28 protein-coding genes are annotated in these 26,208 nt (G+C 64.0%); 2 read left to right on the forward strand and 26 right to left on the reverse strand.

The window, feature by feature from the left end; all coding sequences use genetic code 11:
• Positions 1–200 precede the first annotated feature (200 nt).
• From AB0366_RS21740 to AB0366_RS21835, 20 genes are all read right to left on the reverse strand, one after another.
• Positions 201–632: a hypothetical protein gene (locus AB0366_RS21740; RefSeq protein WP_366245779.1), complete on the reverse strand. Its 432-nt coding sequence runs from the start codon at positions 630–632 to the stop codon at positions 201–203.
• Positions 633–1,034: 402 nt separating this feature from the next.
• Positions 1,035–1,289, reverse strand: a complete 255-nt coding sequence (locus tag AB0366_RS21745; protein ID WP_057473058.1) for a hypothetical protein — start codon at positions 1,287–1,289, stop codon at positions 1,035–1,037.
• 130 nt (positions 1,290–1,419) lie between these two features.
• Positions 1,420–2,037, reverse strand: coding sequence for a hypothetical protein (locus AB0366_RS21750; RefSeq protein ID WP_366245781.1), 618 nt, complete (start codon positions 2,035–2,037; stop codon positions 1,420–1,422).
• Between the two features lie 111 nt (positions 2,038–2,148).
• On the reverse strand, positions 2,149–2,856 hold the full coding sequence (locus AB0366_RS21755) for a CPBP family intramembrane glutamic endopeptidase (RefSeq protein ID WP_366245782.1): 708 nt from the start codon (positions 2,854–2,856) through the stop codon (positions 2,149–2,151).
• A gap of 68 nt (positions 2,857–2,924) precedes the next feature.
• Positions 2,925–4,961 carry a DHH family phosphoesterase gene (locus tag AB0366_RS21760; protein ID WP_366245784.1) on the reverse strand — a complete coding sequence of 679 codons (2,037 nt, stop codon included), beginning with the start codon at positions 4,959–4,961 and terminating at the stop codon, positions 2,925–2,927.
• Between the two features lie 214 nt (positions 4,962–5,175).
• Positions 5,176–6,480: a WGR domain-containing protein gene (locus AB0366_RS21765; RefSeq protein WP_366245785.1), complete on the reverse strand. Its 1,305-nt coding sequence runs from the start codon at positions 6,478–6,480 to the stop codon at positions 5,176–5,178.
• Positions 6,477–6,758: a hypothetical protein gene (locus AB0366_RS21770; RefSeq protein WP_366245787.1), complete on the reverse strand. Its 282-nt coding sequence runs from the start codon at positions 6,756–6,758 to the stop codon at positions 6,477–6,479. The genes AB0366_RS21765 and AB0366_RS21770 overlap by 4 nt, the downstream gene beginning before the upstream one ends.
• Before the next feature lie 83 nt (positions 6,759–6,841).
• On the reverse strand, positions 6,842–7,093 hold the full coding sequence (locus tag AB0366_RS21775) for a hypothetical protein (RefSeq protein ID WP_322544904.1): 252 nt from the start codon (positions 7,091–7,093) through the stop codon (positions 6,842–6,844).
• 47 nt (positions 7,094–7,140) lie between these two features.
• The gene (locus tag AB0366_RS21780) at positions 7,141–8,181 is read right to left on the reverse strand and encodes a DUF3560 domain-containing protein (RefSeq protein WP_366245788.1); all 1,041 of its coding nucleotides are present in this window, start codon (positions 8,179–8,181) and stop codon (positions 7,141–7,143) included.
• 3,292 nt (positions 8,182–11,473) lie between these two features.
• Positions 11,474–11,839, reverse strand: a complete 366-nt coding sequence (locus tag AB0366_RS21785) for a hypothetical protein (RefSeq protein ID WP_366245789.1) — start codon at positions 11,837–11,839, stop codon at positions 11,474–11,476.
• Between the two features lie 244 nt (positions 11,840–12,083).
• Positions 12,084–13,067, reverse strand: a complete 984-nt coding sequence (locus tag AB0366_RS21790) for a DUF1524 domain-containing protein (RefSeq protein WP_366245791.1) — start codon at positions 13,065–13,067, stop codon at positions 12,084–12,086.
• A 321-nt stretch (positions 13,068–13,388) separates the two neighbouring features.
• Positions 13,389–13,610 (reverse strand): hypothetical protein, encoded by a 222-nt coding sequence (locus AB0366_RS21795; RefSeq protein WP_366245792.1) that lies wholly within the window; start codon positions 13,608–13,610, stop codon positions 13,389–13,391.
• A gap of 171 nt (positions 13,611–13,781) precedes the next feature.
• Positions 13,782–14,042 (reverse strand): hypothetical protein, encoded by a 261-nt coding sequence (locus tag AB0366_RS21800; RefSeq protein ID WP_366245793.1) that lies wholly within the window; start codon positions 14,040–14,042, stop codon positions 13,782–13,784.
• Positions 14,043–14,189: 147 nt separating this feature from the next.
• On the reverse strand, positions 14,190–14,510 hold the full coding sequence (locus tag AB0366_RS21805) for a hypothetical protein (protein WP_366245795.1): 321 nt from the start codon (positions 14,508–14,510) through the stop codon (positions 14,190–14,192).
• On the reverse strand, positions 14,503–14,949 hold the full coding sequence (locus tag AB0366_RS21810) for a hypothetical protein (protein WP_366245797.1): 447 nt from the start codon (positions 14,947–14,949) through the stop codon (positions 14,503–14,505). Before AB0366_RS21810 ends, AB0366_RS21805 begins: the two co-directional genes overlap by 8 nt.
• Positions 14,946–15,236 carry a hypothetical protein gene (locus tag AB0366_RS21815; RefSeq protein WP_057472959.1) on the reverse strand — a complete coding sequence of 97 codons (291 nt, stop codon included), beginning with the start codon at positions 15,234–15,236 and terminating at the stop codon, positions 14,946–14,948. Before AB0366_RS21815 ends, AB0366_RS21810 begins: the two co-directional genes overlap by 4 nt.
• 144 nt (positions 15,237–15,380) lie before the next feature.
• Positions 15,381–16,016, reverse strand: a complete 636-nt coding sequence (locus AB0366_RS21820; RefSeq protein WP_366245798.1) for an RES family NAD+ phosphorylase — start codon at positions 16,014–16,016, stop codon at positions 15,381–15,383.
• The gene (locus AB0366_RS21825; RefSeq protein WP_057472961.1) at positions 16,013–16,537 is read right to left on the reverse strand and encodes a hypothetical protein; all 525 of its coding nucleotides are present in this window, start codon (positions 16,535–16,537) and stop codon (positions 16,013–16,015) included. The genes AB0366_RS21820 and AB0366_RS21825 overlap by 4 nt, the downstream gene beginning before the upstream one ends.
• 94 nt (positions 16,538–16,631) lie before the next feature.
• Positions 16,632–17,222, reverse strand: coding sequence for a TetR family transcriptional regulator (locus AB0366_RS21830; RefSeq protein ID WP_366245799.1), 591 nt, complete (start codon positions 17,220–17,222; stop codon positions 16,632–16,634).
• Between the two features lie 448 nt (positions 17,223–17,670).
• Positions 17,671–18,486, reverse strand: a complete 816-nt coding sequence (locus AB0366_RS21835; protein WP_057472963.1) for a CPBP family intramembrane glutamic endopeptidase — start codon at positions 18,484–18,486, stop codon at positions 17,671–17,673.
• A gap of 97 nt (positions 18,487–18,583) precedes the next feature.
• Here AB0366_RS21835 and AB0366_RS21840 point away from each other — a divergent pair, with 97 nt between their 5' ends.
• Together AB0366_RS21840 and AB0366_RS21845 are read left to right on the forward strand one after the other, a co-directional pair.
• Complete coding sequence (locus tag AB0366_RS21840) at positions 18,584–19,018, forward strand: hypothetical protein (RefSeq protein ID WP_057472964.1); 435 nt, start codon at positions 18,584–18,586, stop codon at positions 19,016–19,018.
• Positions 19,019–19,073: 55 nt separating this feature from the next.
• Positions 19,074–19,349 (forward strand): hypothetical protein, encoded by a 276-nt coding sequence (locus tag AB0366_RS21845; protein ID WP_162247514.1) that lies wholly within the window; start codon positions 19,074–19,076, stop codon positions 19,347–19,349.
• A gap of 33 nt (positions 19,350–19,382) precedes the next feature.
• Here the strand turns inward: AB0366_RS21845 and AB0366_RS21850 are convergent, their stop codons facing one another.
• From AB0366_RS21850 to AB0366_RS21875, 6 genes are all read right to left on the reverse strand, one after another.
• Positions 19,383–19,955, reverse strand: a complete 573-nt coding sequence (locus AB0366_RS21850; protein WP_366245901.1) for a MerR family transcriptional regulator — start codon at positions 19,953–19,955, stop codon at positions 19,383–19,385.
• A gap of 522 nt (positions 19,956–20,477) precedes the next feature.
• Positions 20,478–21,782 (reverse strand): ISL3 family transposase, encoded by a 1,305-nt coding sequence (locus tag AB0366_RS21855; protein ID WP_366245800.1) that lies wholly within the window; start codon positions 21,780–21,782, stop codon positions 20,478–20,480.
• Positions 21,779–22,369 (reverse strand): cadmium resistance transporter, encoded by a 591-nt coding sequence (locus AB0366_RS21860; protein ID WP_047692498.1) that lies wholly within the window; start codon positions 22,367–22,369, stop codon positions 21,779–21,781. Before AB0366_RS21860 ends, AB0366_RS21855 begins: the two co-directional genes overlap by 4 nt.
• Positions 22,370–22,397: 28 nt before the next feature.
• A protein-coding gene (locus AB0366_RS21865) for an IS3 family transposase (RefSeq protein ID WP_094067111.1) occupies positions 22,398–23,785 on the reverse strand; the annotation gives its coding sequence in 2 pieces (ribosomal slippage) (positions 22,398–23,443 and positions 23,443–23,785; 1,389 coding nt in all).
• Between the two features lie 146 nt (positions 23,786–23,931).
• Positions 23,932–25,848, reverse strand: coding sequence for a cation-translocating P-type ATPase (locus AB0366_RS21870; RefSeq protein WP_366245801.1), 1,917 nt, complete (start codon positions 25,846–25,848; stop codon positions 23,932–23,934).
• Positions 25,845–26,204 (reverse strand): metalloregulator ArsR/SmtB family transcription factor, encoded by a 360-nt coding sequence (locus tag AB0366_RS21875; protein WP_366245802.1) that lies wholly within the window; start codon positions 26,202–26,204, stop codon positions 25,845–25,847. Before AB0366_RS21875 ends, AB0366_RS21870 begins: the two co-directional genes overlap by 4 nt.
• Between the last annotated feature and the right edge of the window lie 4 nt (positions 26,205–26,208).

Consider the following 26,208-nt stretch of genomic DNA (forward strand, 5'->3'; position numbering starts at 1 on the left):
TCCACGCCGCCTCACCCGTGCCCGCTGAAATCAACGAGCTCATCGCCCGAATCAAGCAAGCCTGAGTTCCGCACTAAATTGAGCCAAGTCGGGAATGACCCCGCGCACTGAGTTGCGCGGGGTCATTGCTTTTGAAACGCGCGGTACCTATGCCGAATCCATGCTCGGCAGAGGTGAACTCGTCCGACGCGGCGTGACGATCAGGTCCTGTCGTTGATCCGGGTCAATGTGAAGGTGTCTGGCGAGTCTTCGCCGGGGATCACGGTGTAGTCGAAGACCAATTCGGTTTCGAACTCGCCGGCTACCTCCACGTAGTGCTCGTTCAAGTCCGGATCGATCACGGTCCACTGAACGTCGTCAGGCGCGCCGTAATAGGTCGGTTTGTACACTGGTCCACTCCATTGGACGACAGCTGACACACGCACTTCACCGATGGACGTGCCGTCTTCGTACTTTTCCGCTTCGTTGTAATCCATTGTGGATGCGTCGATGTCGACATCATCGATGACAATGGGCCCTTCCTCGATTTCAGGCCCGAGGTTGACATAGAAATCGCTGGGGCCGGTGTCGAGACTGATCTCGAGCTCGTGACTGAGCAACTGTTTGTCACCCTCGACAGCGGCCTTCAGCACTTCGTACACAGTGAGGGGGAGGGGATACGGGCTACCAGTTCCCGCCGACGGGCCGGTGACCGTACTGCCTGTGCTCGGGACGGCGGTGCGTCGCAGAGCCGCGGGGTAGGTGATACCGGGGTTCGCGCTCTTGTACGCGCGAGCAGGCTTCTTACGGTTGTTGTTTCGTGTCATTACAGGATCCATCCACTGGTGGTGGCGACGTCCCGCATCCATCGCACACGGACTCAGTGCACGAACATTTCCTGCTTCGCAGATCCGAACTTCTGAGGACCTTGCCCTCCGGCGTTGTGTCTGTGCGGTGATGCGGGCACCTGATACAACTCGGGGTCAGCCATGCGATACGGCTCTGGGTAAAGCGTACCGCATGCGTAGGTCGGCGGATCGAATCCGAGACCGAGTTCAGACACCCCAGATCAGCAGAAAGACCGACAGCCCACCCAGTAGCACCGCGGCGGTGCCGAGCACGGCTGCGGACAGGCGAGTGTCACCGAACCTGAGATCCTGCGACTTGGCCGCCAGACCGAGAGCTGCGGCGGCGATGGCTGCAACCAGAAGGACCCACCAGACGGGATCGAGATTGCCGACGATGTGTTTGAAGCGTTCTACGAGAGGCGGGGGAGCGACGGGGGTTACGGTGATCTGGGTGCGAATCATGTTTAATGTCAACGGTTTGTCCTCTGGTGGGGTTGAGCTTCATAGCGTATCGAGCGGGCGTCAGTTCGTGTCGACGCACTTACTGACGGATCCGTGATGCCGGCACCGGAACGTATTCTGAACTGCGCCCTCAGGCGGGCCGACTGCGACCCGCCCATACCTCGTACATGGGGTGAAGTGCGCGAAGATGTTCGGGCGCAGTCCGATACAGATCAGTATGTACAAGCATGGTGCCCCCGATGACCTGAGCCACCGTTGTTCCGCGGCGGTAGACCCGGCGAGGCGAGAGACCGTCGAGATGCCCGAGGGCGAAGACACGGCGGGATCCTGGTCCCCACTGCCGCGTCTGGTGGTCCCATAACTCTTGGTAGAGCGGTAGCAGTTCGGCCAGCATCCCCTCGTCCGGGGAGACCACCCAGGGCTGCGGCCGTGGGTGAAGAGCGTTCGCTTTTGTGGGCGACTCTGCTACCTCGTAGATGCAGGGAAAGGCCTCGGGCAGAGTGATTTTCGTCCGCTGACGGAGAATTTCGGCGCGGAGGCGATCTTCCCAGTCGGGGGACTGTGCGAGAGCAGGTAGATCGGCCATCGTGGCCGCGCTCACCCAGTCTTCGGCGAAGCCGCCACGTTCGTCCAGGCGATAGTCTCCGGAATCGATACCTACCGTGTTGGGTTCGTAACGTAGGTCGCGAGGGTGATTCGGGGAACGTTCACGCGCTCCGTCTGCGGGATAAAACCGTTTGTCGTTCATGGCGGATAGGTCTCCTTGTCGGTTGCTGTGGCAGGACCATGGACAGCTCCGGGGACTGCGCACTGGGTAGATGCAACTCCCGATGCGAAGCTCGGTTCGATGAAAGTTTGTTCAACGTCTCCTAAGAGCTGCAGATCGCGCGGCGGCGCTGATCAGCAGTAGGAAAACGACGAGCAGGGCGAGTACAGGGACGGCGGCCGAGCCGTGAGCCAGAGCAGATACCGCGGCCGACGGTACGAGCATCGAAGCTGTGTTCATGGCGACGTGCACCAGAATCGGTGCCGTCATCGTCTCGAACACCTCCCTGGTGATGCCGCCAAGCAAGCCAATGGCGCAAGCCATCACGACATCTCGCGTGTGCGGATGCACGAGAGCGAAGACCGCCGTGGTCAGGGATACCGAGAGAGCAACGGGGGAGACACGGTTCAGCGCACCCTGCAGAAGGCCGCGGTAGAGGATCTCCTCGGTAACCGGGGCTATGGCGAGCACGAACAGCAGTGTGAGCAGGTACGGCTCGACTCCGAGCCGTTGAGTGGAGTTCTCGCCATCGGTGATGAGGAGTCGGGCGACTATGGCACCTATCGACCAGAGACAGACACCGGCGAGCACAGCGGCGGCCACGAGGATTCCCGAGGGTTTGTGGGCATAGCCGGACCGTCGAGCAGGATAAATCCGGAGTGCAGGCGCGTAGTGCCCGATGGCGAGGGAGAGAGCAATCATGCAGGTAGAGGTGGCGATCACCGGACTCACACCGACGCCGCGTAGCAGCAGCTGGGGAACCGTCAAGGACACGCCGACGCCGACGACGGCGACAACCACCAGGCTCCAAGCAGACAACCCCCGGCGGACCGAAGTCCGTCGAGGGTTGCTGTCACGGTGAATGCTCACTAGCTGTTCTGCACGGACGGACCGGAGTGAATCTCCAGGGACGAGACGATCGCCTGAGGTCGGATATTTCCCATGAATTGATTCGTCGACAGGGTGATTGTCGCAGTGACCAGCGCAGCGTCCATGAGCGTTTGATACTGATCCGCCTTGTTCCACCACAGCAGGTCGAGGCCGTGCCCGGTCGTGATCTTCACGTGCTTGTAGTCCGCTGGGTCAGGCTCGACACCCTTTTCCAGTTCGCCGGCCTCCTCCTTCCGGCTCATCAACTTCACCGCCGCGTTGACCGGCTGGAACGTGACCCGAATGTCTGCAGCGGGAAAGCCCTGGCCGAAGGGCGCGAGTTCGCTCAGGCACTTCGCCAGATCGACGAGCTCAGTGGCCATGGGTACCGGAATGTCGGGCTGCAGCCGTAGGAGAGTGTCGGCTGACGCCACATCCAGCCTGGCAAGGGACTCGATGTCCATCATGTGCAGGTCTGCCCGCAGATCCGCCGGGTCCGGCTCGGGGAGTGAACGAACGTAGCCGTCGATGGCCGAGATCAGACCTTCCAACGCCTCGAGCTCGGTCGCTCCGACACCACACGCTTGATGGTGTCCGAGAGCATGGAGGCGAGAGTCGTTCATGTCGGCGACGAATCCGAGCACGTCGAACCATTCTGGAGCCCGCGCGGATCCGGAGAGCGTGTGCGGGTTGACGACCATCGTCGGCATCCCCGTCTCTGTGAGCAGGTTGGATGCGAGCAGTCCGAGCACACCAGGCTTCGCCTCGGAGAACCACAGGTAGGGCGCGTAGGGCTGCTCGGCGAGGTGAATGTCCTCCATAGCGGCCTTGGTCAATTCCTTGCGGTTCTCGTTGTTGAGGAGCAACGTGTCTGCCGCGATGCGGCGGGCCTTCTCGATCTCGGAGTCTGAGGCAAATACATGGGGCATGTAGTCGGGCCGGGAGGCCCGGACAGCCTCCGGGACGAACACCATGAACGAGTCGGCCATGTCAGCGTCGACGCGGCGGGTGGCGTTGAACATCGGTGTCAGTGTGAAGCCGAGGAACGAGACGTCGAGACTGTCGACAGAGCTGACCTTGCCGGCAGCAATCAGTCGAGCCAGTAGCAGCGAAAGACCTCGTAGAGCCTGGCGGTATCGCCGGTCGTGATCTTGTCCGTTGACGATCCGCATGAGAGTGGAGGTGTCGGGATCGATGCGATCCGGCTCTTCGAGGTTCCACTCACCGATCTTGTAGCGCTTGATCGGATTGTCCTCACGAAGAGAATCCTGCTTGGTGTAGACCGGCACCTCGGGCAGGGCCAGCACCAACAGTCCGAGCGCCCGGCGCACCAACGCACGGGTCTGTCCGCGCAACGGCATCACATCGGCGAGACCTCCGATGCCGCCGAAGACCGAGAGCATCGCGATCGCTGGTGACTTCGTCGGATAGTGGGCGCGGGCGTACGCGTCGAGAATGTGGAGCGCGACCTGCGAGCCGCAGATGTCCGGCTCGGGATAGGTGCATCCTGTCCGGTTCGGGTCGACCACAGCGTCGGCCCGGCACGCATCGACGGTCTGGATGTGGTGGTCGGTCACGATGACCTCGATCCCGCGCTGGTGGGCCCGGTCGATTCCGTCGTTGGAGTTGATGCCGACGTCGCAGGTGATGATCAGCGAGGTGGTGGGGTATTGGGCGACCGCCTGGTCGACCTTCTCGGCGGTTATTTCGCGCGGGCCCTCGTAGTGCGGGACGACGAGCTCGACCTGCGCGCCGAGCTCGGCCAGGCCAGCGTAGGTGAGGATGCCGGCAGCAACCCCGTCCATGTCGTAGTCGGTGAGCACAGTGATGGTCCGACCTTGGGTGATAGCGGCATGAATGAGTGCCACGCTGCGTTCCAGGTCGGGCAGAGGCTCGTCGGTGCCGAGTTCGATCTGCTCGATCGCGGCAGTGTCCCAGCCCCGTCGCTCACGAATGATGTCGAAGGGGCGGCGCTTGGAGAAGTTGCGCGCCACGGAGATGACGCTGTCGAGCACGTGTTCGGCCGGAGTGGTCATGGCAGATGATCCGTTCGTTCGATCCGGCGGTACACGTCACGCACGGAAGAGATTTGATGGTCGTGACACGAGTTTAGCATTGTCCGAAAGTTATTGTAATTACCACTTGAGCTGCTGATCTACCGGCTAAAAAAATAGTCGACATGTTTCTCTCAGGAGACGAGGCCCCGGGACGCGATCATGCGTTCCGGGGCCTCGTCGCATGAGCGATGGGTCAGACGATCCGACTGGTGCCGGCTGCAACGAATTGGTCGAGTTGACACTGGGCAGCGGGTTTGTCCGTGCGCTGACGAACGAGCCGCGGTTGCACCAGGCGGGGGTGGCTGGGGTCGGTGACGTACAGGAATGTCACCACCCACACCTCACCAGGGGACAGACTCCCCTTACCGATCGTCGACGCGGAACCGACCTCGACAAGAGTTCCGTGCTCGTCGTGAACCGAGAGGGTCGCGGACTCCTTGGTGGCATGAAGGCCGGAGATGACGACGTCGACGTCCTTGACCAGCTTGTGCTTGAGTAAGCCCGTCGAACGACGTCCCTGCTCGTAAGTTCCGGCCCCTCGACGTGCGATGAGACCTTCTCGCTGCTGCAGTACCGCGTCGGCGAGCATCAGAGTCTTCGCCTCGGGACTTGAGGCGACCGGTGCCAGCACCACGGGCGAGCCTGCGATTCGGTCCGGCACCGGGATCACGAGAAGGTCGGCGATGACCTGCAGCGCCTGATAGCGAGCGATGAAGGGGTCACTCTCGGTGACCCAGGTCCGCAACCCGGATGCGAATGCAAGGTCGAACAGCACGAGAGTGCGGCCTACGACTTCTCCGTCGAACACCCACCGACCCCGACGTAGCGCTGTGAACGGCAACAACTGAGCACGACCTACGTTACGAATCTTGTTTTCGCCCTGCCGATTCAGCACATTGATCCGGCCATCGGTGACCTCGATGAGGACACGGTCCCCGTCGTACTTGAACTGAGTGACCCAGGTATCGGAGTCCATCACCTCGTCGAGATGATCGGGAGACAACGTCGCGGCCAGCATGGGCCGTAGAGGTAAGCCCACTCCAGCTACTGGGTCGGCGGCCGACCCAGTGACGACGGCGGCGAGAGCGGAATCCACGGCAACAGTCAGATCTGGCAGCGTTTCGGGGCCCAGATCGACAGCCGCGGCGGGTGCTTGGGAAACGCCGGCCGCAGCCTTGTCCCTCGAAACGGGTAGCTGCTGCGCCAGCTCGTCGAGAACCCCGAGATCGTCTGGACCCACAGGTCGATCAAGCGTCAGCGAACCGGCCTTGTAGGGGACGTAGCCCTTCTTGACCTTCGAGGTGAACTTGGCGGCAGCAGCTTTCGCGGCAGCGTCCTCGGATGCGACTTCGATCAGCTTGGTGAATGTACCGATGGTGCCGTTGCGTCCGTACTGCGTCACCCAGGTCGATCCCAGGACGTACGTCCGGTAGAACTTGTCGTTGCCCGCTCGCGGGTCGATGTACTGGGCTTCGGTGATGTGAATTGTGGTGCTCATAACAGTCCGTCCCGCATGTGCTGCTCGAAGTCGGCGTTGCTGAGTCCGGCGATGTGGTGCAAAGAGGGCGGTGTGACGGGAACGATGTCGAATTCGTTCTCGGCGAGCACAGAGGTGCGTTCGGCTGGGCTGGCGGGTTGATCCCATTCGACGACGTACTTGCGCACGCCGTTGCTGTACCCAGCGAATCGGGCGACAGTGCCATAACTGGACTCGTGGTCCAGTTGGCTACGGAACGCGATACGCGTGCCGTTGTCGATGATGAGCAAGTCTGTCATCGGAGTCTCAATTCATATTTCAGGATGTTCGAGGGCTTTGAGCGGGGGCTCAAGGCTGTGGGTGACACGAATCGGAGGCGAGCTCAGCCGAAGGAGAAGGTCTCGCCGACGAGATGAGCGTGGTCGGCGCAGTCGACGACTGTGACCTCGTGAATGCCGTCGATGTTGGCGTAGATGGCGTCGCCTTGACCGGTGAACGGAGACAGCTCATCGGCTGCCCAGTCCTCGAGGTCGTCGGTACCAGGAGGCGGAGGGTTGACGGTGACGGTCTCAGTACGGGGCGCGAACTCGTCGCCGTTGGCGTAGGTGTCCTCGATTGTGATGGTGATCTGCATGGGTGGGCTCTTTCAGTTCGGGTGTGGTGGGGGAAGGTCGCCGCCGGTCAGGGCGTCACGGCGGGCTCGTCGGCGGCTTCGTCACCGATGACGCGTGCTCCGTCGACGACGCGGACGGGGACGGCCTCAGCGGTTCGCAGAGCCCGAATTTCCGTGTATGGGATCCGGTCGGTCCAGCTGCCGCCGACGATGGAGCGGATGGCGACGGTCTTCGCGTTGACGCGTACGACCTCGTTCCACTTGCCGATGTAGTAGACGTGGTCACCCTTGGTCACGACGTCTCGATTGAAGGCGGTGACCTTGCCGTCTGCGATGTGCTGAGCTCGGACACCCTCCCAGTAGGCGAGGTCGTCGGTGGTGCGCTCGATTTCTGCAAGAACACGATCGCGGTGGGCGCCCTCTGCCGGAGCGTGTGACTCGAGGTGCTTCTCTCCGGTTTGACTGTTGGTGAACAAGGTGCGGGTGTGGCCGTCGCGGGCACGCTCGTGACCGCGAAGTTCAGCGGCGAGCTTCGCGATTCGGCGGGCTACCGACACCGGGGCGTAGCGGGAATCCGTGGTCCCGGCCGCGGCGTCGGCCCGGCCACGCGCCCGGGCGGCCTCACGTTCGGAGAGCACGGCCTTGCCGAGCTTGTTCCAAGCCTTGTCGACAGCGTTGCGGTGCCGACTCTCGCTGTGGTGGCCGATTTTGATCGGTTCGCCACCCTCCGGCAGTGCGGCATACGCAGCCCGCTCGGCATCCCAAGCAGCCTCGGCTACGCCTGCCTTGCGCTCAGCCTTCGCACCGAGCGCCTCGACGCGACCTTCCTGGCGGGTGATCTTGTCCGACTCGACCTCGGCCGTTGGCCGGTACGTGTCGTCGATCGTGATCTCTACCTCGAACTCGGCGCTGCGCAGCGCCGAAGCCGTCGCGTTGATCTGCGGAAGTTTGGCCAGGCGGTCTCGCGAATGCGGGATGTACCAGGAGCCGAGATTCCTGGACCAGCGCCAGCGCTGCGCTTTCAAGATGTCCGAAGAGCCGTCGCCTCGAACTGTGCCCTCGATGAGGGTGCCTTCGGCATGGGTGTGGGTGATGGTCAGTGAAGTCACGTGAACGTTCCTTTCGGTGAGTGGGGGTCCAGCGAGCGAGCGCGAGAGCAGCACTCCATCCGGGCCGCGTACTAGCGGCCGATTAGGCGATGTCAGTTTGTGGAGAATAAAAACCCGATAATCGAAACGGCTATCTCTTAGTGGACTTCTACGACGCCTTTTGCAGGGCCTAGTTCGCCGTTCTCATGTCGTTGAACACGAGGTTTGGGTCACATCGGTGGCTAAACCACCGACCCTCCGGCAACGGCTCGTTGAACGACGCCACTATTAATCGACAAACCCACGTATAGAGCCTCGCTATAAATGTTCGGGAGTAACTTCGGGGCCCGATGTGCCTCCGCCCGAAGTCGGTACCTCGTCGTCCGGCGACCAGGTACCCACGGGTCCTCCGTGCCGGGCGTGAGCGACCATCCCGTGCCCGTCTCGACTCGGGTCTCGGGCACCGGCCACGGCCGGGGTCCGAGACCGCCGGATGCGGCTGGCCGACTCAATGCCATGAAGCGGAAGGTCGACACGCTCGCTCGGATTTCGGCCACGGCCGGGCCATGCAACGGGAGGGATACGTGGTGTCGGCGGGCTTCCCGCAGCACCCTTCGGGTGCCGGCCACCGGGCTGCCCCGATCGTGCGCTTCCGACCCCAGCGAGGTTGCTTGCGACCTGACACACGGAGGTGGAAATCCCACTCTCTGGCTGCTGCCCAATGAAGCGCGAGCGGAGCCCGTGACGTCACATCTACAGGTCACAGACAGACCTCATTCTCCGATTCGAGCTGTCCCAAGCCGCGCGGTGCAAGAGGTGGTGCAGGACGGCTCCGAGTCCGGTGTGGGCCGCGACCCGAATCGGACACGATGCTCCTCGGCGGCGGCATTTCTGCAATCTCGGATTCCGCAATCACGGTTTGCGAGGTGTCGGAACATCCGACGCTCAGGCCGGTCCGGCCGACACGAACTGGTCACTCCGCGGGTGCCGCGGGCGGCAGCAGCGGTCTCGATTCCGGCCCCACCCGTCACAGCAGCGCGCGCCAGGGGCGCGATACGGGCCGGCAGGACGCAGCAGCAGTCACAGGACACGAGCGAGCGAGTGACCGCCCCGGAACGGGCCGCAGGCGCGCCAGCGCCGAGCACCGCCGGCTACGGAAGCAGCAGCGTCCCCAGGGCACCCCGCAGGGGTCGACGTAGGTGAACGAGGGAGGGCGCGCCAGCGGCCGGAGGAGAGAGCCGAAGGCGATGAGGACCCGAGCGCAGCGAGTGGCGACGAGGCGCCAGCCGAGGAGGTCGTCCCGGCTCTGCCGGGCAAACAAGGGTGTAGTGAGCGAAGCGAACGGAACCCGCCGTGCGTCACGACTCCTTATGCCCTTTTAGTGTGGAGCCACAGCAACCGACCCAGAGCGTTAGCGGCGGGAGGTTGCGGCCGTGGCGATCTGGGGAAACATAGCAGAATCTCCGTCCTTGCGACCGGTCGCAGACCGGCGACAGCCGCCCGGAACGGGTGGTCGCAAGGACGGTATCGATGTCGTGTTTCCCCAGCATGGAGCGGTGACGCCTTGCGCCCTGTGAGCCAGGAGCCTGACGCAGACGGCGCAAACCCCGTTTTTGGGTTTGTGGCGGTCTCAGAGCCGCTGGGAGCGCAGCGACTGGCGGGGCTGCACCCATGGTGGCGTCAGGGTCACACGGGCCGCGCCAGCGGTCCGTCTCAGCACGGTGACGCCGTGCCCGCGGCGTCAGCCGCGGTCCCCCGGTGGGTCTCTATCTCAGAGCAGCAGGCGGCCTCGGCCGCCGTCCCCACCGTCCGCGCAGGTGCAGTGGTCTCGTGGGTCCGATGCCCGCGCGTCAGCGCGCCCGAGAGAGTAGATGGCATCGGTGAGGGCCCCACGAGAACACGGAACCGGAGCGGTCCCGGCGCGAACAGGCCTCGGTGGCCGAAGGCCACTTCGACCCTCGCCGGGTCGGTGAAGTCCCTGTCGTTCCCCCGGTGTGGCGGAGAGTCTCGACCGCGCGTGAGCGCCGGCGGTGCCGCCCTCGGCAACCGCCTCGGGCACAGGCCTGCCGCAGCTCTTCGCGGCAGACCGTCACGGGCGCGCAGCCGCCCGGCCGCAGGCATCTCCCAGACGTGTCACTGCCCCGCTCGACGGGCTCCGAAGCCTCGCCGCAGGCGGCTTCGAGGGGTGATCCGGCCGCCCGGTGACGTCACAGCGTCGGCGGCCGTCCACGGTTCGGCCGCCCGCCTCAGCGGGTGGCGTGATCAGGGCTGCGAACGGTCGCTCCGAGTGGGATCTGACGGCCCGGCAGGGCCGCTCCACAGACTCGTCGAGACCCCGTGCGGCCTGCCAGCTTGACCGGCCGGCCGCACGACAGCAAGGTTGGGTCGGTCTCGCTTCTCGGGGCTGTCGCAGCCATCGGGCTGCGGGGGTCGGCTGCGGCCACAGGCCGCGGACGGAACGGTCACAGGCGGGCTTCTCCGGCGCACGTGGGTGGCGGCCGCAGCGCATTTCTGCGGACGACGGTGGCCCCCGGGCCGCCGGCCAGATCACCGGTATCGCATCGAATATCTGGTGCCCACGTGCGCCGGAGAAGTCTGTTTTATCGGTGTCGCGGAGTATCTCGTCTGTCCGCTTCGACTCGGTTTATCTCGCGTGACTCAGAGACGTCAGTGAAACCTCTTTATGGGTCATAATCGGCAAACTGAGCCGCTCTTATTGGAGTCCGAACATTCACATTCAGTGCGAGAACATGTACTGCTTTTCGGTATTGGACAGTTGTCCGAAATCGAGCGCTCCTATCCGCTGAAAATTCGGTCTCGACTATCTTGGAACAGTATTTTTGTGCGTGCTGCGGGGCGTTGGTGGCGATTCTGGACGTGACGAACGGCCAGGTCAGCGGCTTACGGCATGGGAATCGGCCATGCCTTGCTTCGGTGGGCAGCCTTAAGTCGGAGTGACCGTGCTGTAGCCGGTGTATATCCGTAGTCCCGCCGCTCTACATCCACAGTGCGTCCGTAGCGCCGCCGCACGTGGGCGAGAGCCTGTGGATATCCGTTGTATATCCGTAGTACCGGCTGTTGCACGGAAATACAGCGGCACAGATCGAGTTTGTCGCCGACACGGCGGTGCTTGTCGGCTGTCACCAGTGCGGCCACTGCGTTCGGCGGATATCCGGACTGTGTGGGAAAAAACAGAACCCGCACTCTGCCGGGGGCAGAGTGCGGGTTCGTGCGGTGGACGTGGTCCTTCGATCGGGTTCGTTGTGCTCCGTGAACGTCAGTGTGCGATCTGGTCGAGTTCGTTCACGCCCATTCAGGCGTACACGGGTACGGCGACCGAGACGAGGCGTTCGAGCTGTGTGAGCACGCCGGCTGTACTTTCCAGCGCCATGCCGCCGTCGCCGAGCACCCAGGACATGGCGTCCAGGTCGGTGCCACTCAACGTGACGGTGGTGTTGTGCTGCTCCGGATCCGCGAATTCGACTCCCACGATGGCGAGCTGGTCCGGCGTGATGTCGTTGAGCCAGGCCACGGCATGGAGTGCGTCGCCGATCTCTGCAGCGGATTCTCCGAGATCGATGAGGTAGGCCTGCCACAGGTTGTCGACCGGAAGCGTTCGTGCGGGGAGGACCAGCAAGGTCAGTGCTGCGCGGTCGATCGTGGTGAGGGTGACAGTCATGGCGTTTCTCCTGCTCGGACGGCTCTGTGACGACGGCGGGGGTGCCTGATCGCGTCGATGTTGCTTCGAGGTCGGCTTCGCCGACTCTGACGTCTGGCAGACGAACGGCGATGGCTGCGGCCATCGAAATTGCGGCTGCGCCGTCTGCTGGCGCAGCCGGCGAAAAAGAAGACCCGCACCTGCCGTGGAGGCAGAGTGCGGGTTCTGGGTGAGAGTTCGGTCAAGAACGGTGTCGCCACCGACGCTATTCGCAGCCGACACCGTCGCCGTCACCGTCGAACTTGGTGCTGAAGCCGGGTTCTCCGACGCGAATCGGTGCGGCTCCAGCGGCACGAACAGCAGCGCAGTTCTTGTAGGTGACGTTCGACGGTGCGGGTGCCGGCGGTGCCTCGACCGGAGCCGGCGCAGGAGCCGCCGGTGTCGGCTCAGTGGACGGGGCCGCTTCCGCGACTGCGGCGGCATTGCCGCCGCAGTCGCCGAGAACCCGAACGATGGCATCGTGTTCGGGCGGGGTGACCCACAGCCCGTAGGCGGCTTTGACCTCGACCTGCCGCGACACGTAGGTGCACCGGTACGACTTGTTGCTCGGCAGCCAGGTTGCGGCGTCGCCGTCACTCTTCTGTTGATTCGCGGGGCCGTCGACGGCCTGCAGATTACGGGGATCGTTCGCGAAGTTCTGTCGTGTGGCAGAATCGAGTTGCTGCGCACCGGTTTGCCACGAATTGCTCAGCGACACAACATGATCCAGTTGAACAGCCATCGAGGTATCAGCTCCTCGAACGAAGTCGATGATGGTGCCGGTGTAGGTGTCGGCCAGGGTGCCGGTCAGCACCACGCATCCATTGGATCCTGGCTTGAGGGTGATGTCCGTGAGGTCACGACGAAGCAGATCGTTTCGCTGGTCACAGCCATTCCTCCCAAATTCGACGTCGACATCGTCGGTCCAGGATTGGCCGAACAAGTCACGGTCATAGCCGGTTTTCGGCGCACGCCCCTTGATCGGCAGGGTTGCAAGCATGCCGAGAGCGGCTTGAGCATCGGGCCAGATTTCGGCTGCCGACGCGGGGGTGGGCGCGGGGGCCACAGATACAGCATCGGTACTGGACGCAGGAGGTGAGGCGCTGGTCGCTGTGTCGGTTGCGGAGGAAGCACTCTCGGCGGCAGACGTGGCGTCGCTGGCCGTCGTGGGGTCCACGCAACCGACGATGAGCAGACCGGACAGGGCCATCCCGGTGATCCATGGCCACCGGTGACGACTCCTCGATACGGGTGGTGCAAGCGGCAGGTCGCCGGAATCAGACACAGTGAATCTCCAAGATCGTGAATCGACGAGTCGGTCGACATCGTAGTTGGGCAGTTGTTCAGGAACCGGCTCAGTGGAATGGCCTGTGTTGCTTACTGTTTCGGAGTTTCGAGCTGGCAGCGAGGAATCCGCGCCTACCAGGGAGGTGGGTGCGGGTTCTGGAGTGGAGCGGGCCCCACGTCCACAGGTACTGCGACTGACCGGCGTGATCAAGAGCGGCGAGGACGCCAGCGGTTCTTGTCGGCGTCAGTCTTCCGACGCGAGCCTGCGCCGCACGCGACCGACCGCGTAGATAGCCGCGGCCGCGAGGATCGCCAGCGCTGCGATCAGCTCGCCCCTCAGGTCCATGCCGCGACCGACAACCGGCAACACGAACGCAATGAGCGCGACGAGGAACACCATCCCGAGACCGGGCCCACCGAAGAATGCGCGTGTCCGCGTGTCGAGGGAACGAAGTAAATCAGTCATTACCTTTGCTTATCACGATGCGGAGGTTCTGTCAGTGCCGCCACACGTCGTTGGCAGTGCAGAAGAGGTGTCCCACGGACGGGAGAACCCGCACCTGCCGTGGCAGGTGCGGGTTCTGTGATGGACCGAGATCGAAAGCTCAGCGGATCCGTGTCCGCTGTTCCTACAGCGTCACATCCACCGAATGGTGCTGAAGGTCCATTTCCCGTACTGGAACTTGCACGGGGTAACCGTCGTGCCGCTTCCCTGGAACTGACCACGCGGCTTGGCGGTAGCAGCGGCGCGTCTTACCGCAGCGTCGCGATTGGAGTTGCACGACGACTGCGACGAGAAGACGTACCTCGTGTCGGCGGAAGCAGTTGTTGCCGATGCCAGCGAAATCCCGCTGATGATCGCCCCCGCGGTCAGCACCGATGCGATGGTCCGCTTCATGGTTCTGTTCTTCACATTTCCCCCTGCTATTCGGCCATCCGATCGGGTGGCCCTGACGATGAACGGGGCAAGCATTACACAGCTGAACACTGTTGTATTCCTACAGTTTTCAACTGTTCTCGTGGCGGCATCGCTTCGTTGTATCGCTCACGATGTCCTGCCCTCGGTGGCCGCTATGGCGGCGAGGAGACGGGCCGCGAGAGAGCGTGCCCCTTCGGCGTTCGTGACGACTTCTCCGCTGTGCCGGATCGGGTAACGCTCCATGTCGGTCAGCTCGACCGGGTTACGGAAACCAGGCGGCGCGGGCCACACGCCGGGTTCGGCCGGTGTCGGCAGTTCGACGATGCGGTAGCCGAGATGCACCAGTCGGCCCACGACGATATTCGCTACGACGTCGTGGCTCCGAACCGCCGATGTGTCGCGTAGTGCCTGGGCTACGACCGATTCGATTCGTGCCCGCTCAGACATTGGCGTTCTTCTCCGTTGACGCCGCGGAATGCGGAATCGGGTGGGAGTCCAGGTGGATCGTGTAGCCGTCATTCCGAAGTGATTGGACGGGATCGTCCCGATCGACGGGGTCGAAGTTCAAGACCAGGCAGTCGATGGCCGATTGCTCGCTCGTATGGAGACTGGATGTGGTCGGGGAGGTTCGGTCGTCGACAACCAAGACCCAGATGTCTCCGGCGTGGTCACGATCCTGCGAAGCTCCGAGCGGGAGCGTTTCGACGTGTCGAGCCAGCTGCTCGGCAGCATCGAGCGCGCGACTGGCGTACATCCCGTAGTCGTTGATCTCTGTTGCGCTGCCGGCGAGTTCGGCGTTGGTTCGTACGGTGGCGATCAGGGCCGCCGTGTCCAGCACGGATTTCTCACCCAGAGTCACCGGTGGAAGGGAGTTCGACGAGTTCACGATTGCCGGACCTCTCGGTTGTCATCGGTCTCGCGCTCGGGATGCTCTTTGCGGAGAAGCGATGCAAGGGCGTTTCCGTACTCACCGAGGGCGTTTTCGACAGCGGCCTGTTCCATGAACGTGTGCCGTTCGTCGGACAGGTGTGCGTCGTCGAGAGCGATGATCGCACTCGCCAGTCTCAACCGAGCCTGAGCTTCGGCTCGCTTGAGTTCGGGGCATGATTTGCTGTGCATGGCCAAGCGAAAGGTGGCCTGGATCAGGCCTTCGCCCTCGGGTTGTGAGCTCACGGGTAACTCCTTGTTGTGTAGGTCCTCACGGCCGGCGTGCGAGGTAGCCGATCCCCGAACCTTCGACGTTGGCTTCGCCAACGAAAAGATCCCCGCCAGCAGAGCTGGCGGGGATCGAGGGCGATCAGGTCGGGGATCGCAATGTCACGACGGTTTCGTGGCACCGCCGGGTGTCGGCACGATGCGAACCGATCGCGGCGGGGTCGCCACGGTGAAGCCGTGTCGACGCGCCGCAGTGGTGAATGGCTCCGGATCCGGATCGACCGGCCAGGGCTGCTCCCCCGCGTCGGCGAACAGGGCTACGGCGTTCGGGTTCGGTCCGGTGGTGAACCGTGTCTGGTACTGGATTCCATCGAAGGCGGCATCGAAGGTCGAGGCCCACTCGTGCGGAACCGAGTACGGGGTCATGGACACCAGTTCCCTGGTCAGGCCGTAGTTCGCGGCGTCGTCCGAGCACGTGTCGGCCAGGTGATGATCGTGGGGCACAGTCAGGGCGGACAGGTGCCGCTTCGAGGCGAACTCGGCGCTGATCACTCCGGTTGCGGCCAGTGGAGCACCGACGGTTTCCCGGATCGCGGTGAGCTCGTCGTAGGCGAGGTAGCAGGTGCCGCGCGGTGGGGTGAGGTCGAAGCGTCCACCTCCGGAGGACGCGAACCACCATGGCCCGTTACCGATGCTGTGTCCGCGGTGCAGTGATTGCGCTGCGGTGAGCTCACGGGTGGGGAATCCGTCGAGTGGCCTCGACGGCGGACCGAGTGCGATGTGGTCGCGGCCGCTCACGCCGCCCACCGTCGGGCGTCGGCGCGTGCGAGCTCGAGCACTGGCTCGATGGGGCGCCCTTCGGCGACCCATTGCGCTGCGCTGCGGTCGTCGAGGTCGGCGAGGGGACTGCGCAGCCAGGTTGCGCAGGTCCAGGCATCGGCTGCAGCACGCAACGTCGACCATAAGGTGAGCAGGTCCGGGTACACCGTGCCTGAGTCGGTGAACTGCCAGGTCGGATAGACCCATCCGCCGCCGTCGAGCCGGCAGGCGATCAGCGTGCCGGTGGACGATGCCTTCGCGACGGCCTGCCGGCTCACGCCCCACCACTGGGTCAGACCCGAGGTGTCGTAGAACGGGCCGACGAGCTGGTCGTAGATATGGCTTGTCGGTAGTGCCGACGTCATCGATCGGACAATGGACTCGACGTCGGCGAAGACATCAGCGGGGACACCGGAGGCGCGGGCATCGGCGAATGTCCGGTGGACCGAGTGGGTGAGCAGGTCGAGCAGCTTGCGTTCCTGTTCGGCGAGAGTGCTCATGAGAAGTCCTTTCACGGTCAACCAAGTCAACCCAATTGTGATCATATGCGTCAATGCTGTCAACCCGCATGGGGTTGGCCAGGGCATGACGCTGTCAGATTTGCGACACGTCCTTCACTGTCGCTGCGGCGAGAATGGCTTCCAGCGCCTCGGCGTATCCGCTTCGGATGTCGACATCGACAGCCAAGTGCGCAGTGAGGCGGTGACCGGCGAGAGATGCGGTGAGGAGGCGAAGGAATTTGTCCGTGGCGAACCCCTCGTGAAAGTCGCCTGCGGCAACTGCCTCTTTCGCCAGGTGGAGTGCAGTTGCGTTCCAGACCGCGAGGGTGCGACCAGTGTTGAGTTCCGGTTCGACAGCCAAACGGGCCTCGGCACGTAGCGACACGTCGTCGATGAAGGCTCGTGCGGTGTCGTCGACCAACCCCCTGAGGGCATCGAGCGGGCGGGTGCCGTCTGTGGTCATCCAGCGTTCTGCGACTCCCCCGTAGCCAGCGGCGGCCGTATCGAGGACTGCATCCGCCATTTCTCGTTTGGAAGAGAAGTGGAAATACATTGCACCTTTGGTGGACGCGGTGTTCTCCAAGATCCGGATGACCGACGACGCCGCGTAGCCGTGGCGAGCGAACTCTGTCGCGGCTCCCGTCAGCAGAGCAGCGCGTGTCCGAAGAGCGCGTTGTTGGGTCATCGAACCGCACCGCCGATCACAAGGGTGCGATCGACGTCGGTGCTGGTGCGCGTATCGGCTTTGTTCATTGGTGTGGATTCCTTTTCGCTCGGCGGCTGATCCCGGTGTAGGTCAACCGCGCGGTAGCGCGGCCCGGGTTGCTTCGAGTTGTCCCGATGTTGGCTCCGCCAACTGGTCGGGCAACCTCCACTCGAATTGCGCGTGGTCCGTTACAGGTCTTCGGTCGCTGCAACCTTGGCTGCGCCGACAACACCGCAGATCGCGCAGGGAACGGGGTTCGGTGCTGTTCCACCGTCCACCAGCAGGCTTTGTAGATGAGCTGAGCAGGTTGGTGTCGCGGTCGGATGCACTGCGTGCCCGCACGGCCATGCAGTGGTTACGCCGACGGTGACTGGGCCGTGACATTCGCCGCGCCAGCCACATTCGACGATCCGCGACCGCCGACGCTTCACCAGCCGCCCGCGAGGACGTTGTTGACGCTGTGCCCCACGACGCCAGGTAGCAAGGATCTGGTCCAGATGGCGAGCGCACCCCATACGATCCCGTCGAGGAACGTCGTGGCGAAGTTCAGTGCCGAGAACTGCTCGTGACCGGATGCGAAGCCGTACACGGAGATTCCGGCCCACACGCAGATGACGGCTGCGATGAGGAGCACTTGCTCCCATCGAGGGACCACGACTCCCGGTCGACGTAGTCGTCGCAGCGCGATGGTCGACGCCACGATGACCGGTGTTCTGAAGATCAGCTCTTCGACGATGACGTTGGCTGTCATCGTCACCCCGGTGATGTGCCCGGGGAAGGGCAGATCGTGCATCGCTTCGCGCGCATCCCAGGCTTGTTGCTGCGCACCGGCTTCGGAGGTCGGAAAGTACTCCACCAGCATGCGGAGGACGGGGCCGCTTGCGCGGACGAAGGTGTAGACGAGAACAACGACGATCGCGGCAGCCAGACACCACCAGCGGCGACGGGAAGTGCCGGCGCACCATCGGACTCCGATAAGAGCCAGTGGTTCTCGGAGCATCGACAAGTGTGGCCGGGGACGATCGGGGCCAGAATGACTGAACCACATCAGAAATGCGGCATACGCGGCTGCGAACAGGGCCACTACCGACAAGCCGCAGACTGTCGCTATCTGGATGATGGCCGACTTGCCGTTCGCCACAGTGGAGGTCAGAAGGCTGGGGATCGCGAACAAGATGAACAGCGCCACCCAGAGAGAGAGGCCTGCGAAGAAGGTTTCCGAGGTGAACGTGCGCTCTGGCATGACTACCTTTCTGTATCAGGGAGATTCGGAATGTGAGGGGGGTCGACTCTCGATGGCAGTGGGCGGGCCGAGGGAGCGAGGAATACGATCCCGGGATATGGGCTATTTCAGAGATGCCACTGCAGACGAGATCGAACGCGGAGAAGCGACGAACTGGAGCCTGAAGACTCCAGAGGACGCCATCGATCTCCCCATCGATGAGCGCTTCCGCAGAACAACCGAGGCGGATCTGCGATACAACCACCAAGTGTGGGTCGGCGAACCTGCGGACGATTGGGTCACCGCCGAGGAACTGGTCGCTCAGGGGTTCAGGCCCGAGGCGCTCACGACGCTGTTCGGGCCCGTCTCCGACGGGCCTGACGGCATCAGAGGCTGGTTGGTCGAACACGTCGACACCGTCGAGGAAACGGTCATCGAGACGGCAGCCAAGCTGCTCAAAGACAATGTGGACATGGAATACATCGAAGCCTTGTTTCAACGGATCCCGGATCGCGACCTAACCCCTGACGAGAAGCCGCCGGCCCGAAACTAGCTACGTGATCAGCCGTGACGTCGCCGATCACGGCTTACGATGAGTGATGCAATTCATGGACAAGATCATCAGAGCAATAGAGTTCCTCGAGCAACGTCGCGACCAGCCGGACGAGGGTATGGCCATGGCCGGCGGTCCAGGTTCCGCGCAGGAGACTCCGCCGTCCCGCAGTGAGCGCGATCGGATCGAGAGCGATCTGGACGAGTTGTTCGCGATCAAGGTTGCTGTCGAGCCGCCCAATTCGGTCATGCCAGAGAAGGCGTTACGTCAGAGACTGTGGGACGTTCAGGATCATTGGGGCCTACATGATCCGGCCGAGCTCAGACCGTGAAATAGAGGCCGTGATCAGTGGAGCGGCGGGTAGTCATGCGCTGCGACGCGCACGGCGCACGCTCAGATCATCAAGGAAGTCCTCGGCGGCATCTTTGCTGTGACGGCGGGTTACGTCGTCAGCGACGGTGTCAGCGGCCTTTACGAAGGGTAGGTGGCGAACGACGGCCGCCACATCGGTCGCGGTGTGCCCGATAGCGATCCCGAACACGCCCTGTCCCCCACGCAACAGGTCGACGATCTCTTCATCGGTCGTGCATTCGTAGACGGACACTCCGTCGCAGACCAGCGTGAGTGTCGCGAGGTCGTCCTGACCGCGAGCGCGTAAGTGGTCGACCGCGATCCGGACGTTCTGCAGGCTCACCCCGGTGTCGAGTAGCCGTTTGATCACTCGAACCGTCACGACGTCGGTGAACGAGTACAGGCGCTGAGATCCGCTACCGGCTGCGCTGCGGATGGACGGCTCTATCAGTCCCGTTCGCGCCCAATAGTCGAGCTGGCGGTAGGTCACACCGGCTGCCTGCTGCACCGCCGGGGCACGGTAACCGAGGCCGGCGTCGACGCCGGCGTAGCTGGTGGTTATTGGAACGGTGAACGCCTCGGGCATCCACTCGTCGAACGAGGTCTGTCCGTCTGCCGAGTCTGCCGTCACGATCTCTCCCCCGTTGTCACCTGGCTGCACAGTCGATGATCGTAACGCCCGGAATCGTGGGAGCGGAGGTGCTCAGTGTCGAGGTGCGCTGGGCTGGTGCCCTGAGCTGCTGCTCAGGTCGAAGTTGCCGGTCTGCGGGCGCGGAGCTGGCCTAGAAGCAAGAGCGTCTGCGACGAGCTTTTCCAGGCGCGGATTCGGGCGGCCCGGGCTGTACGCTGCGGTGTCGCACGAGCTGGCCACGCTCATGACGTTTTGGTCCGGACGATGCGGTTTGCCGGTCTCCTCGGTACGGGCGAGCGCGTCGGCGGTTGCGTGCTCACGCAGGCGCCGTGCATGGGCGGCCCAGTCGATACCAGCCACGCAGGACCCCTCTTTTTGATCTGACACGATTCCGTCGCAGCCGGCAAACGTCCCGGCCGAAGCCCATCGGAGCCTCCGGCGTCCAGAATAGCAATAATCGAACATGCGTGGCGCTCCTTACGTTTGTGTGGGTAGTTTGACCTCGATTCCACCGAGATTCAGGTAGATCATTGCTTTGAGTGATTCGGCGGAATGGTGGCCGTAACCGCGGGCATTGATCAGTCTGATTTTCGAGTTGATCCCCTCGATGAGGGCATTGGAAATTCCCAACTCAATTGCTGCACATATCTGTTCGTACTTGTTGTCGATCATGCGAGCCAGTTGTTCGAAGGCTGCGATCCCGCAGGTTCGTGCTTCCTCGATCCAACGCCGCAGGTACCGGGCCGCGTTCGAAGGTGCGATCTTGCGGTAGAGATCTCGGAACTGCTCTTTCAGGCGCCATGCCGTCCCGACCTCGGTATCGGCAGCGGTCACCGTCCGCAGCAGTGACTTGTGCTTTTTGGTGAGCCGATTCTTGCCGAGCCGCAGCACTGTTCGAGCTTTACGCCACTCCGGCGCTTGCATCGACAAGGTTCGACGTATAGACGCCGCGTCGGAGAACACCCGATCCAAGGCCCGGTTCACCCACTGCATCACATGAAAGGGATCCATGCACTGCCGAGCCTGCGGGACGTGATGCTCTGCAGCGACACGGAACGCGGGAGAGCCGTCCATCGACACCACCTGCACCTTGTCGCGTTCGGTCGCGGACTGTTGCTCGAAGAACTCCGCAAACGAGTCCCGCCCGCGACCCTCGGTGATGTAGACGACCTTGCCGCTCTCGTGATCACCGACGATGGTGAGGTACTTGTGTGGGTGTCGATAGCAGATTTCGTCGACGCCGATCCGATACAAATTCTCCAGACGGCGTGAGTCGATCAACGCATCGACTGCTCGCGTGACGATGGAGGTGACCGTCCGCCACGCGCAGCGCATGAGTTCCGACACCGAGGTCCGATCGGTGCGTGTGACCAGCCACAACACCATGTCCTCGAAGTCGCGGAAGAGCCGGTCGCCGGTGTGCGAGGCGGCGGCTCCACCGAGCGCACCGATCACGATCGCCCACCTAGGTCGCCGGACACGCAAGGCGAAGACGACCGCGGTGACCGTAGCAACGACGGCCGCCAGAGCGAACACCGGGGTGGAGCCTTCGCCGAAGGAGAAGGCCGCGCCGGGATTGTAGGCAAGTTGCAAACCCAACAGGTTGCCGATCAAAGGGACGCGTTCGCCCTCGGTAAGTGTGGCTTCGGCCCAAGTTTTGGTCCCCTGGTCGACGAGGACTACCAACGCGCCGAGCGTGAACGCTCCCACGGTGAGTTGCCAGCGCCGCGGCGGGGGAACTTCTCGTGCTTCGGGCTCGTGGCCGGTCTCGCGCGACGTCATGCGAAGACCTCCGAGAGCCGGAGGACGACGCCGGACTCGATCAGGATGAACAGCCCCAGTCCGATGAACACTGCGGGGACAAGCCAATGCTCGACCCGTTCCAACGCATCGGTGACGGCCTCGTGCGTTCCGATCAGCCGTCCCGCGCCGCACCAGACGGCCACGAGGAGGAGGAACACTCCAATCATGACCACGACGTCAGCGGGTGCGCTGGTGCGAAAGATCGGCGTGTAGAGGGAGATGTTGTCGGCACCATTGGCGATCGTGATCCCGGCGACGCCCCACAACCCGACTGCAGTGATCTTTGCTTCACCATCGTCATCAGCCTGGTTGCGGCGTAGCCCCCGCGCGAGCGTCCAGATGCCGATGGTTAGAGGGATCAGCCCAAGGAGCCCGACCCAGGAGTCTGGGATGATCGTCAAGCCCAAAGCGGCCACCACGCTGACCACGACGAGGGTGATGAACCCGAGGTACTGCCCCGCGACGATCTGCCATGGTCTTGGCTTTCCCCGACGAGAGGCGAGGAACAGCACCACGAGCACGACGATGTCGTCAATGTTGGTGGCGGCGAACAGGCCGATCGGAATTTGTCAAGGTAGTTGAGGCCGGTGGGTGTTAGGCGGCTAGCTCGATGCCGGTGTTGTCGGCGGGTTGGTTGATCCAGGCCGTCGGTGGGATGGCCAGGATCTTCGGATCGCGGTTGGTGGCGAATCGTTCGGGGTTGCGGGCGCGGGCGGCGGCCAGGACGAGAGCCCGCTCGCCAGCCTTCGCCGCGGCGAGGCCGTAGTGGACGTCAGCGGGGGTGTTCAGTCCGATGCCGGTGTGGTGGTGGTGATGGTTGTAGCCGGCGACGAAGTCGGCCATGAACGACCGGGCGTCAGTCAGGGAGCCGAAGCGTTCGGGGAACACGGGCGCGAACTTCAACGTCTTGAACCACGCTTCGGAGTAGGGGTTGTCGTTGCTCACCCGGGGCCGGCTGTGTGACTTGGTGACCTCCAGGTCCGCCAGGAGCGCCGCGACGGTCTTGGACGTCATGGACGTGCCCCGGTCGGCGTGCACGACCTGCGGGATGCCGTGGACCCCGAAGATCTCCTTCATCATCTCGGCCGCCAGGACGGCGGACTCGGCCGCGTGCACGTGCGCGCCGACGATGTAGCGGGAGTAGATGTCGATCATCACGTAGGCGTCGAAGTAGGTGCCCTTGATGGGCCCGGCGAGCTTGGTGATGTCCCACGAGTAGACCTGCCCGGGGGCGGTGGCGACGAGCTCGGGGATGGTCCGGGCCGGGTGGCGGGCCAACCGGCGGCGCTCCTTGATCTGCGCGTTCGCGGTCAACACCCGGTAGATCGTGGAGATCGACCCCAGATACACGCCCTCGTCGAGCAGGTGGGCGTAGATCTGGATCGGGGGCAGGTCCACGAACCTGGGGCTGTTCACGACCGCCAGGACCTCGGCCCGTTCCGCGTCGGTGAGCTTGTTCACCGGCACCCGGGCCCTGGTCACCACCGGGGTGCGGGGGCGGCGGGTCGCGGTCGCCCGCGACACCCCGACCAGGATCGCCGCGGCCCGGGTCGGGACCCCCGCACCGGTCAGCTCACGGTAGGTAGCCATCAACGCGTGGTGTGCTCGGAGTCGTCCCGCGATCTCTTGGTAAGCACGTCCAAGAGATCGTGTGCTTTTCCCATGATCACCAGCGCCGCCTCGGTCGTCACCAACCTCCGCTCGGCCTTGTCGAGCTGACGGCGCAACCGGGCGATCTCCGCCTGCTCGGCCGACAGCCGCCCGATCTTCTCCCCAGGTTGTTTCCCCGCGAGGACCCCTGCGTCACGCATCCGGCGCCACTCGCTGACCAGCGAGGAGTACAACCCGTGCTCGCGCAGGTACGCACCGCCCAGGCCGCTGGCGACGGCCACCTCGTAGGCGGCCAGGTGGTCAAGCTTCTGCGCCGAGGAGAACGACCTCCGCGAGGTCGGACCCCCCGAACGAGGTCCGGGACTGGGCATACGACCATCGTCGCGCACCGCGATCAAAGACGAACTCATGATGATTGGACTCCTGGTTCACGCCCCACGCTGGCGGACTTGCTATGAACCACCGGCCTCAACTCATCCTGACCCGTAGGGGATCGCCGACCCGATGGTCGCAAGCATCAGCTGCCGATCTGCGGCGTATGGGTTCGGGCGGCGCGCAGGCCGTTGAGGATCACGATGACCTCGGCGACTTCGTGAACCAGGACCACGGCAGCGAGCCCCAGGACACCGAAGAGGGCGAGTGGGAGCAGCGCGGTGATGATCAACAGAGACAGGATGATGTTCTGGTTGATGATGCGGCGACCCCGACGGGCGTGGTCAAACGCTCTGGGGATGAGACGCAGGTCGTGGCCGGTGAACGCGATGTCGGCGGACTCGATCGCGGCGTCCGATCCGGTCGCGCCCATCGCGATGCCGATGTCGGCTGCCGCGAGAGCGGGCGCGTCGTTGATGCCATCGCCGATCATCGCGACCGGTCCTGCCTCGGAGAACGCTCCGATCGCGGCGGCCTTGTCTTCAGGGCGCAGTTCTGCGCGGACGTCGACGATCCCCGCCTGGGCGGCAAGGGCCTGCGCTGTGCGGGTGTTGTCGCCGGTGAGCATCGTCATTCCGACCCCCTGGCTTGCGAGGGTACGGACGACCTCGGGGACCTCGGGGCGTAGTTCATCTCGGACGCCGATCGCGCCGACTGGCGCTCCGTCTCGGTGCACGATCACGACGGTCATGCCTTGCTCTTCCAGTCCCTCGACCCGGTCGCCGAGCTCACCGGCGTCGAGCCAGCGCGGGCTGCCGACGGTGATCGTCGAACCATCGGCGGTGCCTTCGATGCCGTGCCCCGCCTGCTCAGTCACATCCGCCGCTGCCGTGACGCCCGGGGCGGCGGCGGTGATCGCCGCGGCGAGAGGATGAGTGCTGTGGTGCTCCAGCGCAGCGGCCCATGCGAGCACCTGTGCCTCGGTCAGGCCGTCGACGGTGAGGACCGCGGTGACGGCAGGCTCGTTGCGGGTGAGAGTGCCGGTCTTGTCAACGGCCACGTGCCGGACGGTGCCGAAACGCTCGAAGACCGCTCCAGATTTGATGATCACTCCGAACTTGCTCGCCGCGCCGATGCCGGCGACGACTGTCAGCGGGACGGAGATCGCTAGTGCGCAGGGCGAGGCTGCCACCAGCACCACGAGGGCGCGCGTTGTCCACAGCTCTGGATCGCCCAGCAGCGAGCCGATGATTGCGACCAACGCAGCAAGAATCAGGACACCAGGGACGAGCGGTCGGGCGATCTTGTCGGCTAGGCGGGCACGTTCGCCCTTCTCGGTCTGCGCCTTCTCGACCAGCTCCACGATCGTGGTGAGCGAGTTGTCGGTGCCCGCCGCGGTCGCCTCGACTTCCAGTGCGCCGGTGCTGTTGATTGCGCCAGCCGAGACTGCGTCACCGGGCTCGACCTCGACCGGGATCGATTCGCCCGTGATCGCCGAGGTGTCCAGGCTGGAGCGTCCCGCCCGGACGACGCCATCGGTCGCGATCCGCTCTCCCGGGCGGATCACCATGAGCTGGCCGACGGTCAGGTCTTTCGCCGCGACCTCGACGGAGGCTCCGTCGCGCAGCACGGTCGCGGTGTCCGGCACGAGCTTCAGCAGCGCCCGCAGACCACCGCGGGCGCGATCCACCGCCTTGTCTTCTAGCGCCTCGGCGATGGAGTACAGGAACGCGAGTGCGGCCGCTTCCTCGACGTAGCCGAGGATGACCGCGCCGATCGCACTGATCGTCATCAGCAACCCGATGCCGATCCTGCCCTTGAAGAGCCTGCGGACCGCGCCAGGTGTGAAGGTCGACGCGCCCAGCAGCAGGCCGATCCAGAACAAGACCAGAGCCACGGTCTCAGCCCCGGACCGCTCAGAGATCAGACCACTGAGAAAGGCGACACCGGAGAAGATCGGAACCAAGACACCGCGGTCCTTCCACCATGGCCGCTCCGCGCCCTCAACCTCCTCGCCCGTCGGCGTCGCACTCTCGTGCTCGCACCCACACGCCGCGCTCATGCACCCGCTCCAGTCCCGCAGCAGCCCGGCACCGTGCACGTCGAGTCCACGCAGGGAGCCTGCTCGTCCACGGCGAGTGTCACGTCCACCAGAGCGACGAGGGCCGCAGCGAGATGTGGGTCGGCGATCTCGTAACGAGTCTGCCGTCCTTCGGGCTCTGCGACGACGATCCCGCAGTCTCGCAAGCACGTCAGATGGTTCGACACGTTCGAGCGAGTCAGCTCCAGCTCGTGCGACAGCACAGCCGGGCAGCTCGGGCTATCAAGGAGGGTCATCAGGATCCGGGAGCGCGTCGGGTCCGCCATGGCCCGGCCGAGCCGGTTCATGACGTCGAGGCGCGAAGCAATAGTCAGCATGTGC

Origin of the sequence: Rhodococcus sp. NPDC076796 (genome assembly GCF_040702765.1) — a bacterium.
Classification (GTDB): Bacteria; Actinomycetota; Actinomycetes; order Mycobacteriales; family Mycobacteriaceae; genus Rhodococcoides.

Excerpts from the sequence above, each read along its gene's own strand:
- AB0366_RS21745 (WP_057473058.1), bottom strand. The coding sequence starts at position 1,289 with ATGATTCGCACCCAGATCACCGTAACCCCCGTCGCTCCCCCGCCTCTC.
- AB0366_RS21750 (WP_366245781.1), bottom strand. The coding sequence starts at position 2,037 with ATGAACGACAAACGGTTTTATCCCGCAGACGGAGCGCGTGAACGTTCC.
- AB0366_RS21760 (WP_366245784.1), bottom strand. The coding sequence starts at position 4,961 with ATGACCACTCCGGCCGAACACGTGCTCGACAGCGTCATCTCCGTGGCG.
- AB0366_RS21765 (WP_366245785.1), bottom strand. The coding sequence starts at position 6,480 with ATGAGCACCACAATTCACATCACCGAAGCCCAGTACATCGACCCGCGA.
- AB0366_RS21770 (WP_366245787.1), bottom strand. The coding sequence starts at position 6,758 with ATGACAGACTTGCTCATCATCGACAACGGCACGCGTATCGCGTTCCGT.
- AB0366_RS21775 (WP_322544904.1), bottom strand. The coding sequence starts at position 7,093 with ATGCAGATCACCATCACAATCGAGGACACCTACGCCAACGGCGACGAG.
- AB0366_RS21785 (WP_366245789.1), bottom strand. The coding sequence starts at position 11,839 with ATGACTGTCACCCTCACCACGATCGACCGCGCAGCACTGACCTTGCTG.
- AB0366_RS21790 (WP_366245791.1), bottom strand. The coding sequence starts at position 13,067 with ATGGCCCTGTCCGGTCTGCTCATCGTCGGTTGCGTGGACCCCACGACG.
- AB0366_RS21795 (WP_366245792.1), bottom strand. The coding sequence starts at position 13,610 with ATGACTGATTTACTTCGTTCCCTCGACACGCGGACACGCGCATTCTTC.
- AB0366_RS21800 (WP_366245793.1), bottom strand. The coding sequence starts at position 14,042 with ATGAAGCGGACCATCGCATCGGTGCTGACCGCGGGGGCGATCATCAGC.
- AB0366_RS21805 (WP_366245795.1), bottom strand. The coding sequence starts at position 14,510 with ATGTCTGAGCGGGCACGAATCGAATCGGTCGTAGCCCAGGCACTACGC.
- AB0366_RS21825 (WP_057472961.1), bottom strand. The coding sequence starts at position 16,537 with ATGAGCACTCTCGCCGAACAGGAACGCAAGCTGCTCGACCTGCTCACC.
- AB0366_RS21830 (WP_366245799.1), bottom strand. The coding sequence starts at position 17,222 with ATGACCCAACAACGCGCTCTTCGGACACGCGCTGCTCTGCTGACGGGA.
- AB0366_RS21835 (WP_057472963.1), bottom strand. The coding sequence starts at position 18,486 with ATGCCAGAGCGCACGTTCACCTCGGAAACCTTCTTCGCAGGCCTCTCT.
- AB0366_RS21840 (WP_057472964.1), top strand. The coding sequence starts at position 18,584 with ATGGGCTATTTCAGAGATGCCACTGCAGACGAGATCGAACGCGGAGAA.
- AB0366_RS21845 (WP_162247514.1), top strand. The coding sequence starts at position 19,074 with ATGGACAAGATCATCAGAGCAATAGAGTTCCTCGAGCAACGTCGCGAC.
- AB0366_RS21850 (WP_366245901.1), bottom strand. The coding sequence starts at position 19,955 with ATGCCCGAGGCGTTCACCGTTCCAATAACCACCAGCTACGCCGGCGTC.
- AB0366_RS21855 (WP_366245800.1), bottom strand. The coding sequence starts at position 21,782 with ATGACGTCGCGCGAGACCGGCCACGAGCCCGAAGCACGAGAAGTTCCC.
- AB0366_RS21870 (WP_366245801.1), bottom strand. The coding sequence starts at position 25,848 with ATGAGCGCGGCGTGTGGGTGCGAGCACGAGAGTGCGACGCCGACGGGC.
- AB0366_RS21875 (WP_366245802.1), bottom strand. The coding sequence starts at position 26,204 with ATGCTGACTATTGCTTCGCGCCTCGACGTCATGAACCGGCTCGGCCGG.